This is a genomic window from Akkermansiaceae bacterium, assembly GCA_019634595.1.
Lineage (GTDB): Bacteria > Verrucomicrobiota > Verrucomicrobiia > Verrucomicrobiales > Akkermansiaceae > Luteolibacter.
The window spans coordinates 283,392-297,509 of record JAHCBC010000002.1 but is presented as its reverse complement, the minus strand read 5'-3'; the positions used below and the strand labels follow the sequence as shown (position 1 = coordinate 297,509).

At 63.1% G+C, this 14,118-nt stretch carries 9 protein-coding genes; 6 read left to right on the top strand and 3 right to left on the bottom strand.

Translation table 11 applies throughout. The features are described from left to right. The first annotated feature begins 102 nt into the window (after positions 1–102). The 6 genes from KF712_07055 to KF712_07030 all read left to right on the top strand — a co-directional run bounded on the left by KF712_07055 (position 103) and on the right by KF712_07030 (position 8,838). Positions 103–1,455, top strand: coding sequence for a Gfo/Idh/MocA family oxidoreductase (locus tag KF712_07055; protein ID MBX3740730.1), 1,353 nt, complete (start codon positions 103–105; stop codon positions 1,453–1,455). Positions 1,456–1,471: 16 nt separating this feature from the next. Further along, on the top strand, positions 1,472–3,118 hold the full coding sequence (locus KF712_07050; protein ID MBX3740729.1) for an FAD-dependent oxidoreductase: 1,647 nt from the start codon (positions 1,472–1,474) through the stop codon (positions 3,116–3,118). 152 nt (positions 3,119–3,270) lie between these two features. After that, complete coding sequence (locus KF712_07045; GenBank protein MBX3740728.1) at positions 3,271–3,819, top strand: gluconate 2-dehydrogenase subunit 3 family protein; 549 nt, start codon at positions 3,271–3,273, stop codon at positions 3,817–3,819. A gap of 22 nt (positions 3,820–3,841) precedes the next feature. Next, positions 3,842–5,551, top strand: coding sequence for a GMC family oxidoreductase (locus KF712_07040; protein ID MBX3740727.1), 1,710 nt, complete (start codon positions 3,842–3,844; stop codon positions 5,549–5,551). Between the two features lie 57 nt (positions 5,552–5,608). Beyond that, positions 5,609–5,989, top strand: a complete 381-nt coding sequence (locus KF712_07035) for a hypothetical protein (GenBank protein MBX3740726.1) — start codon at positions 5,609–5,611, stop codon at positions 5,987–5,989. 2 nt (positions 5,990–5,991) lie between these two features. Then, the gene (locus KF712_07030) at positions 5,992–8,838 is read left to right on the top strand and encodes a DUF4132 domain-containing protein (GenBank protein ID MBX3740725.1); all 2,847 of its coding nucleotides are present in this window, start codon (positions 5,992–5,994) and stop codon (positions 8,836–8,838) included. A 20-nt stretch (positions 8,839–8,858) separates the two neighbouring features. Here KF712_07030 and KF712_07025 read toward each other — a convergent pair whose 3' ends face one another. From KF712_07025 to polA, 3 genes are all read right to left on the bottom strand, one after another. After that, positions 8,859–10,616 (bottom strand): hypothetical protein, encoded by a 1,758-nt coding sequence (locus KF712_07025; protein ID MBX3740724.1) that lies wholly within the window; start codon positions 10,614–10,616, stop codon positions 8,859–8,861. A gap of 78 nt (positions 10,617–10,694) precedes the next feature. Next, complete coding sequence (locus KF712_07020) at positions 10,695–11,264, bottom strand: DUF4256 domain-containing protein (GenBank protein ID MBX3740723.1); 570 nt, start codon at positions 11,262–11,264, stop codon at positions 10,695–10,697. Between the two features lie 34 nt (positions 11,265–11,298). Next, the gene (gene polA / locus KF712_07015) at positions 11,299–14,100 is read right to left on the bottom strand and encodes a DNA polymerase I (protein ID MBX3740722.1); all 2,802 of its coding nucleotides are present in this window, start codon (positions 14,098–14,100) and stop codon (positions 11,299–11,301) included. Positions 14,101–14,118 lie beyond the last annotated feature (18 nt).

Genomic DNA, 14,118 nt, shown 5'->3' with positions numbered 1-14,118 from the left:
CCACGCTAGCATGAATCGTCCCGACGCCTAGGAGGAAAATTCCACGGAAATCCCGTGGAATCCGAAAGAAGGGAACACGTTTCCCGCGTAACCGCCGCTCCCATGAAACCCGACCTATTTTCCACCAGCCGCCGCCGTTTCCTCGGCACCGCCATGGGCGCGTCGCTCGCGCCGTTCATCCTCCCGTCCGGCCTGCGGGCGCAGAACTCGCCGAACGGCAAGATCGCCGTGGGCATCATCGGCACGGGCAAGCAGGCGAAGGGCCTGATGGGCAAATTCATGAGCCTCCCGGATGTGGTGGTGGTCGCGGTATGCGATGTGGACACCAACCGGCGCGAAGCCGCGAAGAAGAAGGTGGAGGAATTCTACGGCAAGAACCAGAACACCGCCTGGAAGGGCTGTACGGCCCACAAGGATTTCCGCGAGCTGCTCGACCGCAAGGACATCGACGCCGTGGTGATCGCCACGCCGGACCACTGGCACGCCATCATCGCGGTGGCGGCGGTGCAGGCGGGCAAGGATGTGATGTGTGAGAAGCCGCTCACGCAGACCGTGCGCGAGGCGGTGGCGGTGGTGAAAGCCGTGCGCGACAACAAGCGCGTCTTCCAGACCGGCTCCATGCAGCGGTCGATGCGGGAGTTCCGCGTGGCTTGCGAATTGGTGCGGAACGGCGTGATTGGCAAGGTGAACCGGGTGGAGACTTCCTTCGGTGTTCCAGGTATTCCCTGCGATCTTCCGGAGGAAGCGGCGGAGCCGGGCCTCGACTGGGACCTGTGGCTCGGACCTGCGCCGATGCGCCCTTACAACTCGATCCTCGCGCCGCGCGGACTGCACGACCATTTTCCGATGTGGCGTCTTTACCGCGAATATGGTGGCGGCTTCGTCACGGACTGGGGTGCGCACCATGTGGACATCGCGCAGTGGGCGCTCGGCCGGGACGAGAGTGGTCCGGTGGAGGGCATCGCGCCGCCGGATTTCGCGACCGCGAAGTCAGGCGCGAAGCTGCGCTACGAGGACGGCTGCGAGCTGACCCATACGCCGATCGGCAAAGGAGCATCGTTCTTCGGGCCGGATGGCGAGGTGCACGTGAGCCGCGGCAAGATCGAGGTCATCAAGGACGGCAAGACCATCGCCAAACATTGGGACAAGGAAGACAAGCCGGGCCTCGCGCCATCCCTGGACCTGCTGGAGAACGAGTATCTGAAGGACGCGAAGGTGCGCCTCACCAACAGCAAGGACCACTACGCGGACTTCACCGCAGCCATGCGCGCCCGCACCCAGCCGATCGCCCACGAAGGCATCGGCGCCAGTTCGGTCATCGCTTGCCACCTCCTGAATTTCGGCTACTACCACGGGAAGAACTTCAAGTGGAACCCTGCGGAGAACACTTTCGCCGATGGCACGGGTGACATTGCCTGGCTGCATACGAACTACCGCGGCGACTGGAAGATCTGAACCAGCAAAAACCTCTATGACACCATTGAACCGATACCTTGTCCCCTTGTTCCTGGCGACCGGCGCGCTCCACGCGCAGGAGTCCGCGGACATCATCATCTACGGCGGTACCTCCGCCTCCATCGCCGCCGCCGTCCAGGCGAAGAAGATGGGAGCCTCCGTCATCGTCGTGTCCCCGGACAAGCATCTGGGCGGTTTATCCTCCGGCGGCCTCGGCTTCACGGACAGCGGCCGGAAGGAAACCATCGGCGGCGTTTCCCGCGAGTTCTACCAGAAGATCTACCAGCACTACGAAAAGGAAGAGGCCTGGAAATGGCAGAAGCGCGAGGAATACGGCAACAAGGGCCAGGGCCACGTGGCCATTGACGGCGCCAACCGAACCGCCTGGATCTTCGAGCCGCATGCGGCTGAGGGTGTCTTCGAAGGTTGGGTGAAGGAGCACGACCTGAAGGTGGTGCGCGACGCCTGGCTGGACCGCGAGAACGGCGTGACGGTCGAGGACGGGAAGATCAAGTCGATCAAAACCCTCGATGGCAAGACCTACACCGGAAAGACGTTCATCGACGCCACCTACGAAGGCGACCTGATGGCCGCCGCCAAGGTTCCCTACATCGTCGGCCGCGAGTCCTCCGCCCAATACAACGAGACGCTCAACGGCAACCAGCCGGTGAAGACGACCAAGCACCAGTTCGACTTCCCGGTAGATCCCTACATCAAGCCCGGCGACAAGTCGTCCGGTCTGGTTCCCCGGATCGAGGATGCGGGTGCCGGTGTGGAAGGTGCGGCGGACAAGGGCGTCCAGGCCTACTGCTTCCGCATGTGCATGACGAACCACGAACCGAACCGCGTGCCATTCCCGAAGCCGGAGAAATACGACCCGATGCAGTATGAGCTGCTCGCGCGCTACCTGCAGGCAGGCTGGACGGAAGTGTTCCGCAAGTTCGACGGCATCCAGAACCACAAGACGGACACCAACAACCACGGTGCGTTCTCCTCCGACAACATCGGCTACAACCACGACTACCCGGAGGCCTCCTATGAGCGCCGCCGCGAGATCATCAAGGAGCATGAGGAATACCAGAAGGGCTTCTACTGGTTCCTCTGCCATGACCCGCGCGTGCCTAAGGACATCCAGGACAAGATGAACACCTGGGGACTGGCGAAGGATGAGTTCAAGGATAACAACAACTGGCCTCACCAGCTCTACATCCGTGTCGCCCGCCGCATGGTTTCCGACTTCGTCATCACGGAGAACCACCTCACCGGCAAGCTGCCCACGCCGAAGTCCGTCGGCATGGGTTCCTACCAGATGGACTCCCACAACATCCGCCGCTTCGTGGATGAGAACGGCCACGCCCGCAACGAGGGCGACATCCAGGTCGGCGTGGGCCGTGCCTACGAGATCGATTACGGCTCCATCGTGCCACCGGAGAAGAGCGTGCAGAACCTGCTGGTGCCGGTCTGCGTCAGCTCCAGTCACATCTCCTACGGCAGCATCCGGATGGAGCCTGTGTTCATGATCCTGGGCCAGAGCGCGGCGACCGCCGCGGTGCATTCCCAGAAGGAAGGCGTCTCCGTCCAGAAGATCTCCTATGAGAAGCTGAAGGAGCGCCTCGAGGCCGACGGCCAGGTCCTGCACTGGACCCCGCCCGCCAAGAAGTGATCCGCGCCGGAAGCCGCGTTTCAGATCAGGTCCGTGGTCCGCGAGGATCACGGGCCTTTTTCGTGCCGTCCTTTGGCGTGTGCGCTTTTATAATCGCGGCCCTTGCGTGCCGCTTGCCGGAGGGGTAGTGCTTGGACGATCCCAATCAACCCATGGAACGCAGGGAAATCCTCAAAATGATGGCGCTGACCTTCGGCGCCTCCGTCACTCTCCCGGAGAGTGCCTTCGCGAAATTCGGCGAGCCGCTCGATGCATCGAAGCTGAAGCTCTTCACCCCGGAGCAGCGCGCTCTGGTGGCCGTCCTTTCGGAAACCACCATCCCGAAGACGGACACGCCCGGCGCGATCGATGCCGGCGTGCCACAGTGGCTGGAACTCATCGTCCAGGACTGCCTGGAAGCGGGGGACCAGAAGATCATCACCGACGGTCTGGCCGAGGTGGAGAAACGTTCCGCCGACCAGTTCTCGAAACCCTGCGCCCAGCTCACGGTGGCGGAGCGCGTCGGCCTGCTGACCGCGATGGAGCAGGAATCGAAAAAGGCCGGCACCACGAAGGCCTTCATCCGCCAGTTCAAGGACCTGGTGAAGTTCACCTACGTGAACTCCGAGGTGGGCGGCACCCAGGCGCTGGAGTGGATCCTGGTTCCCGGCAGATGGGAACCCGCGTCCGAACTGAAACCCGGCCAGAAGGTCTACGTCTGAACCCTTTCCCCGAAACGAACCCATGAATGTGAATGCCAAAGGCAAGGCGGAGCACACCTACGACGCCATCGTCGTCGGCTCCGGAATCTCAGGTGGCTGGGCGGCGAAGGAACTCTGCCAGAAAGGCCTGAAAACGCTGGTGCTGGAACGCGGCTATGATCTCAAGCACATCGTCGGCTACGACACGACGAACAGCGCGCCGTGGGAGTTGTCCTACCAGAACAAGACGCCGCGCGACATGCTGGCCCGCCAGGAAAAGCAGAACCGCACCGGCTACACCATCAAGCCCGCGACGAACAAGATGTTCGTCGATGACGTCGACCATCCCTACATCGAGGAGAAGCGCTTCGACTGGATGCGCGGCTACCACACCGGCGGCCGATCCATCATGTGGGGCAAGCAGAGCTACCGCCTTTCCCCCATCGATCTGCTGGCGAACGAGCGCGATGGCATCGCCATCCCGTGGCCCATCACCTATGAGGAACTCGCGCCGTGGTATGACCACGTGGAGAGATTCGCCGGCATCAGCGGCTCGATGGAGGGCCTGGACATCCTGCCGGACGGCGTGTTCCAACCGCCGATGGCCCTCACCCCCGCCGAGCTGGATCTGAAGGCGGCGGTCGAGAAAAAGTGGCCGGGCCGCAAGGTGGTGCCGGGCCGTGTCGCCCACCTCACCGCACCCACGCCGGAGCAGACCGCGCTCGGCCGCGCCCAGTGCATGTACCGGAACCTGTGCAGCCGTGGTTGTCCATTCGGCGCGTATTTCAGCAGTCAGGCCGCCACCCTGCCCGCCGCCGCCGCGACGGGGAACATGACCTTCCGCCCGCACTCCATCGTCCACTCGGTCATCTTCGATGACAAAACGAACAAGGCCGTTGGTGTCCGACTGATCGATGAGCTGACCATGGAGACCACGGAGTATTTCGCGAAGATCATCTTCCTGAATGCCTCTGCGGTGGCCTCCACGGCCATCCTCATGAACTCGAAGTCCTCCCGTTATCCGAACGGGATGGATGACTCCGGCTCGCTCGGCGGATACCTGATGGACCACCATCTCGGTGTCGGTGCCAGCGGCGTGGTGGAAGGCCATCTCGACAAGGTGCAGTATGGCCGCCGCCCGAACGGCTTCTACATCCCGCGCTTCCGGAACCATTCGGAAAAGGCGAACCAGAACTACATCCGCGGCTTCGGCTACCAGGGGGGCGGCATGCGCTCCGGCTGGACGCGCGGCATCGACGGCTTCGGGGAGGATTTCAAGAAGCAGCTCCTCTCATGGGGGCCATGGTCCATCAACATGGGCGGCTTCGGCGAATGCCTGCCCTATGAGGACAACCGCATCTCCCTGCACCCGGACAAGAAGGACAAGTGGGGGCTGCCCCTCGTCGTCGCCAACGCCGAGTTCAAGGAGAACGAGATCAACATGCGCCTCGACATGCGGAAGGACGCGGAGGAGATGCTGGAGGCGATGGGCGCGAAGCACATCAACAGCTATAACAACACGCCGTCCATCGGCCTGGGCATCCATGAGATGGGCACCGCCCGCATGGGTGGTTCGCCGAAGACCTCCGTCCTCAACAAGTTCAACCAGGTCTGGGGTGCGCCGAATGTCTTCTGCACGGACGGCGCGGCGATGACTTCCGCAAGCTGCCAGAACCCGTCACTCACCTACATGGCCCTCACCGCCCGCGCGGTGGACCATGCGGTCAGCGAGATGAAGAAGGGGAACCTGTGAGATGCCGTGACAATTCCGGGCTTGCCGCCATGAAATGCCAGGCGGCAAGCTCAAGGTATGGTTATTGTCGATGAATCCCTGACAGGGGACCGCTTGCGCACCTTCACCATCGAGTCCCTGGACGAGAGGATGTCGGTCCGGGAGATCATCCGCGCCCGCATCTGGCAGGAAGTCCAGGATCATAACTCGGCGAAACGCGCGGAGGCTTTCGATGGATTGGTGCGCTCCCTGCCACAGGAAACCACCTTGAACGGGGAGAAGGTTTTCAGGCCTGTCGATTGGGAAAAGCAGTACGAAACCGCCCTGAGGGCGTTTGAGGGCAACGGCTACTTCATCCTCATCGGAAACAGGCAGGCGGAAAGCCTGGACGAGACGTTCCTGGTGGAGGCTGAGACCGAGGTCAGCTTCGTAAGGTTCACCCCATTGGTCGGAGGTTGATCATGTCCATTCTCCGGGAACTCACCGAGGCCGTGGGAGGCGGCCGGCACGGGCTGCAGGAAGCGGACCTGCAACACCTCAAGGATCTGATGAACGAGGCTGCGGACGTTCTTGTCCGGAAGCCGAATCACTACGACTGGAATCTGGATTCGTTGGCCTCGTGGGCCGCGGTGGATGCTTCGGACAGGGAGGTGCAGGCGGAGTTCATCGCCATCCTGGTTCCCATGGCCGCGGGGCAGGACCGGAAGGTCCAGGCCTTCCGTGACGAGGATCCCCATAACTACAATCATCATCTCAGGGGCTGTTGGTGGGAGCTTTGGAGCCCCCGCGCCTTCCTGGGTGCCATGATCCATCGCTTGCTCAGGCGCAAGCTGCCGCTGTCACAGGAGGCCATCGGCGGGATGTTGGATTGGATTCTCGAGGCCGGTCCCGGCTACCGCCTCTCGTATTTCTATCCGTTGCAGTCGTTGGTCGGCATCATGGAAAGCTCTCCTTCCGAGGAGCATTTCCGGCGCCTGGAGATGCTCAGGGAGGCTCTTGAAGCGAATCATCCGGATGCCTCCACGAGGAAACTGATCTCCCGCATCGCCGCGCTTTCGGGGAGCGCCCCGGACCTTCCCCTGTCGCCCGGTGAAGCTTGGTCCGATGCGGCGATCGGAGATCTGATGACCCTTGGTGCGGAGGAGAGGGCATCCTTCATCGCACTGTTGGTCCACTGCAAGGGCGCGAGCGGATCGTCCCCGTTCTCGAAGTGGCTGGCCCAAACAAAGAAGCATCTCGAGAGCATTCCTGCGGAACAGTTGCTGGAATGGTTGCCACGTTGGTTTGCCTTGGTTGACAAGAAGCGGACGGACCGGGCGATTTCGGCCCGTGCGTGGCGGGAGCGTTGTGCCCTCGCCCAGTTTGATCGATTCCATGATGTCTTGTTCCAGGCGATCCCCGTCGGAAAGAACCGCTGGCAGAAGATCAGCGAACTGAGAGCGGCGGTCAGCCGTGCCGAGGACCCCTGGGACTATGTCCGCGACTTCGGCAACCGGGAGGAGGTCAGGGAGGCGACGGATGGCAGTTTCCCAACGCTGGAACTGCCGGTGGAACCGGCGGAGTACGATGCGGTGGAGGACCAGTTGATCATCCCGGCTCACATTGATCTGCTGGCGGGACTCTGCTGGGCATGTGGAACGCTGGATGAGCCTGCGCTCGCGCGAGCACTGGGAAATCTTTCGGTGAGCGCCTTCCGCAAGGTGGCTGGCAAAGGGCCGCGGGCGATCCGTCTGGGCAATGCGTGCATCACCGCCCTCTCCATGATGGGGAGCACGGAGGCGCTCGGCAGGCTCGCGTTCCTCAAGGTGAAGGTGAAATTCGGAGGTGCCCAGAACTCCATCGACAAGGCGCTCGGCAGGTTGGCGGAAAACCTTGGGGTCTCCCGCGAGGATCTCGGGGAGATGAGCGTGCCTTCCTATGGCATGGAGGAGGTCGGCAGGCTGGTCCTGCCGCTGGGGGAATTCACCGCCGTTCTGAGCGTCGTGAGCACCAAAGCAACGGAGCTTTCCTGGCTCAGGGCGGATGGAAAGCCGCAGAAGTCCCTTCCCTCTTCCATCAAGAAGGAATGCGCGGATGAGGTGAAGGAGCTCATGGCGGCGAAGAAGGACATCGAGAAGATGCTGCCCGCCCAGGCGGAGAGACTGGACGGCCTTTATCTCCAGCGGAAAAGCTGGCCTTTCGCGGTGTGGCGCGAGCGTTACCTCGACCACCCGCTGGTCGGCGCGTTGGCCCGCCGTCTGATCTGGAAGTTCACCTCACAGGGAGGTTCCACCGCCGCGGTCTGGAACCAGAGCGGGCTGGTGGATCGGCATGGAGCTGCCATCTCTCTGGATGAATCCGCGACGACGGTGGGTCTCTGGCATCCACTGGATGAGGACGCCGGCGTCGTGCTGGAGTGGCGCGACGCGCTCGAGCGGATGGGGATCGTTCAGCCGTTCAAGCAAGCACACCGGGAGATCTACCTGTTGGCTCCGGCGGAGGAAAACACCGGGGTTTACTCGAACCGCTTCGCCGCTCATCTACTGAGGCAGCACCAGTTCAACGCGCTTTGTTCCGCCCGTGGCTGGAAGAACCGGCTGCGGCTGATGGTGGATGATGAATACCCTCCCGCCACCCGCTGGCTGCCCGCCTGGGGCATGAGGGCGGAATACTGGATCGAGGGTGCCGGGACTGAGTATGGGGCGGACACTCTGGAAAGCGGAGCCTACCGCTACCTGACCACGGACCAGGTGAGATTCTACCGGGAGGATGCCGGACAGGTCACGGCTCATGCGGGCGGCGGTGGATATGCCGGACGGCTTCCGGCGGACCCGCTTCCCTTGGCGGAAGTCGATCCACTGGTGTTCTCCGAGATCATGCGTGATGTCGATCTTTTCGCGGGGGTCGCCAGTGTGGGGAATGATCCCAACTGGCTCGACGGTGGAACCAACCAGGCCCGGCGCGACTATTGGCACGAGCAATCGTTCGGGGAGCTGAACGCCTCCGCGAAGACCCGGAAGACGATTCTCGAGAAGCTGGTGCCAAGGTTGAAAATTTCAGCGGCATGCCGGTTCGAGGATCACTTCCTCATCGTACAAGGCACGAGGCATCGCTATAAGATCCACCTCGGCAGCGGCAATATCCTCATCGATCCTCCCGGCAGGTATCTGTGCATTGTTCCGGCCCAGTCCCAGATCGATAAGGCGGGGGACAAGCTGTTCCTTCCCTTCGAGGGTGACCGCACGCTCAGTGTCATCATCAGCAAGGCCTTTCTCCTGGCTGCCGATGACAAGATCACGGATCCCACCATTCTCAGGCAACTGGCATGAAGCCACCCGCCACGCGGGAATCAATGTTCCAGCCTCAGCCGCATGAAGCGGTGCGGATTCACCGGATCCTGCTTCAGGCGGATCCGGCGGAGCGCGGCGGTGCCGTCGCCATCCACATTCGCGGCGATGGTTTCCAGGATGGCGGTGGTGCCATCCGGCACGACGGGCGTCCATGTCGCGAGGTCCGGGCTGCTTTCCACTGCCACGGTGATGTCCCTTGCTTCGAGGTTTTCCCGGAAGGTGAAAACATGCCACGGACCACCGGCGGTGGTGGTGTCCAGCATGCCGGTCGGCAGTGCCCCCAGGGCAGCGGACCCGACCGGTGGAACGTCCAGGGCGTAGGAGATGAGGTTCTTCACCCCGTCCCCATCCGCGTCACCGCCGGGTGTGGGATCCTGTCCCTGCCAATCGGCGCCACCGGCCCATGAGGCGTAGTCGCCGCGGTCCACCGTGAGGGAGAGCAGGGCGTTGCGGAGATGCGGCGCGAGCAATTGGTTGCCGCTCCGGCTCACATGGGCGTCGTCCGCGGCGGTGTAGTTCGGTGCGCCGTTGGTCCGCCAGCGGTTCCTGTCGGCGGGGTCTGCCAGCACATCCAGGGTATCGAGCAGGAGATCGAACTTGCCGGCCTGTCCGGCGGCAATGAGACGGTTGTTGAAGTCATCCCGTTTCCCTCCGGCTCCCCATCCGGGCTTCGGCGTCTGGCCGGCGAGATCGGACCAATTGTTCGTCGAGTCCGTCCTGGGCATCAGCAAGGTCCTGACGATCTTCTGGACCCCCTCCGCCCGTGCGGCGGACCAGATGCCTTCCACCCTTGAGAGCATTTCCGTGGGGTTGCCCGTCCCGCCTTGGCCCAGGTCGTTCGTGCCATACTCCTCCACCATCACGTTGGCGAACTTCAGGAACGGCCGCTGGCGGGTCTGCCGCGATGGGGTGATCCATGAGAAGGCGGTCTGGCCATGGCGGGTCAGGTTGAACATTGCGATCGTGTTTCCTCCGGTGGAGTCCAGCGCGGCGCGGTTGAAGAATCCGTAGCCGGAGATCACCGGCGCGGGATTCGCCTGGTCACCGGTCCCGTCGAGGATGCTGTCGCCCACGCCGATGACGGAGAGGTGGCCGGGGCCGGTGAAGCGGCCCAGGAAAATGAGCGGCAGGCCCTGGGTGCGGGCGACCTGGCCGGTGATGGTCGGCACCACGCCCGCCACGTCCACATTGCCCGTGTCGTTCGCAGGCGGATAGAAGATGCATCTTGCTCCGGTGAAGTTCGCCGGGGTTCCCACGGGCGTCTTGCCGCCGGATGGGATGGTGCCTTTCACGTGCAGCCAGAACACCTCGTCCTTCGCCGGTGGAAATCCGTTCCATGAGGCCGATGGAACGGGATCGGACAGCCAGTAGGGTGTGGTGGAGTTCATCGGCAGCACCAGCGTGCGCAGCCCGTTGAACAAGAGCGGGACGATCTGCCCTGTCGATGCCCGCTCCAGCCAGGCGTGGCCGATGGTGACATCATTGCCGGTGTTCGGTGTCTCGGCCCCGCTGGTCGGATACATCCAGTCCATGAAGCCGACCTGCATTTCGGACACCGGTCCGCCGAGCTTGTGGGGCGTCCTCTGCCAGAAGGATGTGTTGGCGGTTGCCGGGGCATAGAAGGTGTAGGCGATCCGGCCGCCCGTTGCGACGATCCGCGTCGGTTCCGCCGCACCAGAGGACATGGGGGAAAGAACCGCCACACCAGCCAGCAGGCCGAAGAAGACACGGGAGAAAATGGAAGGCACTGCGGGCATGGGAAAAGCCCCGTGAAATTCGGCCGGATCCGCACGGATGCAAACTACCCGGATGGGTAGTCGCGGCCCGCGGCCGGATCAGATCCCCAGCACCGTCCTGAAGCCACGGCCGCTGTAGTAGGACTGTGCTCCGTTGTGGTAGATGAACGTCCGTCCGAAACGGCGGTCACCGAACAGCGCGCCGCCCAGCTTGCGGACATCATCCGGCGTCTTCAGCCAGCTTGAGGTTTTCGTGTCGAAATCCCCGAGATCCTGAAGGCGGCGGTATTCGTCCTCCGTCAGGAGGGAAACACCCATTTCCGCGGCCAGGTCCATCGCGCTGTTCGCCGGTCGGTGTTCCTTGCGGGACTCCAGTCCCTCGCGGTCGTAGCAGAGGCTCATCCGTCCCTTGGGGCTTTGTGGTGAGCAATCCACAAAGAGGTAGGCGCCGGTCTCCGGATCAAAGCCGATGACATCCGGCTCTCCTCCCGTCTCCTCCATCTGGTGGAGCGAGCATAGCTTCGCACCGGCTTTCTCCAACTTTGCCAGCACATCCTCCCACCGGATGCCCTTGTGCCGTCCTTCATTTTTCGTGAAGCGGGCTTCCAGGATGGCGAGGAGATCTCGGCGTTCGGCCGCGGTCAGGTTTGTTTTCGGTTTCGCGCTCATGGCACCCGGAACATCGGCCGGAATGCCGCGCGGATCAATGCGCAGCCAGCCAGTTCGCACCAGTGCCGTATTCCACTTCGACGGGCACGGCGTGCGGCAGCGGCAGGGCGGTGCGCATCGCGTCCAGGATCTTCGGCACCAGCTCCTCCTTCTCCTCTTCGGCGAGGTCGAAGACGAGTTCGTCGTGCACCTGGAGCAGCATCTTCGTGCGGGCGGAGGATTCGCGAAGCAGCGCGTCCACGCGGATCATCGCCAGCTTGATCATGTCCGCGGCGGTCCCCTGGATGGGGGAGTTGATCGCCGCGCGCTCCGCGTTGCCGCGCAGGCTCTGGTTGCCGGAGTTCAGGTCGGGGAAGTAGCGCCTGCGTCCGCCGAGCGTCTCGACGTAGCCGTTCTCCCGCGCCTCATTGATGGTGCGGTCCATGAAGTCCTTGATCGCCGGATACTCGCGGAAATATGCCTCGATGATGGCGGACGCCTCGCCGCGGGCGATGCCCAGCCGCTGGCTGAGGCCGAAGGCGGAGATGCCGTAGATGATGCCGAAGTTCACCATCTTCGCCGTGCGCCGCATGTCGGACGTCACGTTTTCCTGATCCACCACGAAGACCTTGGAGGCGGTGACGGTGTGGATGTCGATGTGGTTGCGGAACGCCTCGATCATCGTCGCGTCATTCGCAAGCGCGGCCATCACCCGCAGCTCGATCTGCGAGTAGTCGCAGGAAAGGAGGGTGAAGCCGCCCGTGGCGCGGGGAACGAAGGCCTTGCGGATCTTGCGCCCCGCCTCGGAACGGACGGGGATGTTCTGCAGGTTGGGATCGGACGAGGCGAGCCGCCCCGTTGCCGCGAGTAATTGGTGGAAGCTGGTGTGGATGCGCCCGGTGGACGGCATGATGTGGTTCGGCAGCGCGTCCAGGTAGGTGGACTTCAGCTTGGTCGCCTCCCGCCAGGAAAGGATGTCGGAGATGATGGGGTGCTTTCCTTCCAGAGAGGCCAGTGTCGCCTCGTCTGTCTTGTATTGGCCGGTCTTCGTCTTTTTCGCCTTCTCGATGAGGTTGAGCTGGTCGAAGAGGATCTCCCCGAGCTGCTTCGGAGAGGCGATGTTGAACGAGCGGTCCGCGTGGCCGTGGATGGACTTCGCCAGTTGGTCGATCTGTTGCTGGAGTTCATCCCCGATCACGGACAGCGAGCCGGGATTCACCTCGATGCCCTCCATTTCCATGCGCACCAGAACCGGCAGTAACGGAGCCTCGATGCCGGTGAGCACCTTCTCCTGGCCGGACCCGGCAAGCAGCGGCGCGATCTTTTGGTAAAGCTGCCAGGTCACATCCGCGTCCTCCGCCGCGTATTCCGCGAGGATCTCCACCGGGATGGCGGCGACATCCAGTTCCTTCGATGCCTTGCTCTTCTCCGCATGGGCGAAAAGGTCGAGCGTCGCCGGCTCCGGGGCGGGGGATGCCGGTGCCGCCAGGTCGGCCAGCTTCACCGGCGTGTAGCCCAGCAGCGTTTCCGACAGGTAGTCCATGGAGTGCCTGCGCTCAGGCGCGACCAGCGTGTCCGCCAGCATGGTGTCGAAGATTTCCCCGCCGACTTCGATGCCCATGCGGGTGAGGATGGAGAGGTCATACTTCAGGTTGTGGCCGATCTTTTTCGAGGGCGAGGAAAGCACCGCCTTCAGATCCGTGAACAGCGGATCGGAGTAGGGGAGGTACCATGCCTCATGCGCCTTCCATGAAAAGGCGATGCCGAGCAACCGGGCCTCGAATCGGTTGAGCGAGGTGGTCTCCACATCGAAGCAGAACTCCGCCTGTTGTCCCAGCAGGGTGAACAGCTCCGCCTGCTGTTCCGGTGTTTCCGCCAGGTGGTACGTGTGATCCGTATCGCGGATGGTGCGGAAAGTCTCGAAAAGCGTCGGCTCCGCCGCGGCTTCCTTGCCGCCCTTGGCCGGTGCGGGTGCGGCTCCGCCCGCGTCCCCGAACAGGCGCTTGGTGAAGGTGCGGAACTCGAACTCGTTGAAGAGGTTTTTCAACGCTTCGTCATCGCGCTGGGAGAGGATGAGATCATCCCAGGTGACCTCGACAGGAACGTCGCGGATGATGGTGGCCAGTTCCTTGGACAGCGTGGCCTTGTCCGCGTTCGCTTCGATGGATTCCTTCTGCTTCCCCTTCAGCTTCGCGGTGTTGGCCAGGATGTTTTCCACGGAGCCGAACTCCGAGATGAGCTTCACCGCCGTCTTCGGCCCGATGCCTGGGATGCCGGGGATGTTGTCCACCGCGTCACCCATCAGGCCCAGCAGGTCGATGATCTGCGCGGCTTCCGCCACGCCCCAGATTTCCGGTAGCTGCGGCAGGCCGATGACCTCGTGGTCGGAGCCCTTGCGGCCCGGTTTCCAGATCCAGGTGTGCGGGGAAAGGAGCTGCGCGAAGTCCTTGTCCGGCGTGACCATGTAGGACTCGATGCCGCCTTCCGCCTCGGCGCGTGTGACCAGCGTGCCGATGATGTCGTCCGCCTCGTAGCCATCCAGTTCCAGCACGGGGATGTGGAAGGCGCGGCAGAGATTCTTCACATGCGGGATGGCGGCGGCCAGTTCCTCGGGCATCTCATCCCGCTGCGCCTTGTACGCGGGGAACAGCGTGTGCCGCGGGGTGGGCGCGGAGGTGTCGAACGCGACGCCGATGTGGGTGGGTGCTTCCTTTTCCAGAATGGCCAGCAGCGTGTTGATGAACCCGTAGAGCGCGGAGGTGTTGACGCCTTTGGAATTGCGGATGGGGGTCTGGATCAGCGCGAAGTGGGCCCGGTAGATCAGGGCCATGCCATCGAGCAGGAAAAGGCGGTTCATGGGGGGAGGATGGCGATG

Bases quoted from the DNA above. Each gene is read 5' to 3' on its own strand.
- KF712_07055 (MBX3740730.1), top strand. From the start codon at position 103: ATGAAACCCGACCTATTTTCCACCAGCCGCCGCCGTTTCCTCGGCACC.
- KF712_07035 (MBX3740726.1), top strand. From the start codon at position 5,609: ATGGTTATTGTCGATGAATCCCTGACAGGGGACCGCTTGCGCACCTTC.
- KF712_07030 (MBX3740725.1), top strand. From the start codon at position 5,992: ATGTCCATTCTCCGGGAACTCACCGAGGCCGTGGGAGGCGGCCGGCAC.
- KF712_07020 (MBX3740723.1), bottom strand. From the start codon at position 11,264: ATGAGCGCGAAACCGAAAACAAACCTGACCGCGGCCGAACGCCGAGAT.
- KF712_07050 (MBX3740729.1), top strand. From the start codon at position 1,472: ATGACACCATTGAACCGATACCTTGTCCCCTTGTTCCTGGCGACCGGC.
- KF712_07025 (MBX3740724.1), bottom strand. From the start codon at position 10,616: ATGCCCGCAGTGCCTTCCATTTTCTCCCGTGTCTTCTTCGGCCTGCTG.
- KF712_07040 (MBX3740727.1), top strand. From the start codon at position 3,842: ATGAATGTGAATGCCAAAGGCAAGGCGGAGCACACCTACGACGCCATC.
- KF712_07045 (MBX3740728.1), top strand. From the start codon at position 3,271: ATGGAACGCAGGGAAATCCTCAAAATGATGGCGCTGACCTTCGGCGCC.
- polA (MBX3740722.1), bottom strand. From the start codon at position 14,100: ATGAACCGCCTTTTCCTGCTCGATGGCATGGCCCTGATCTACCGGGCC.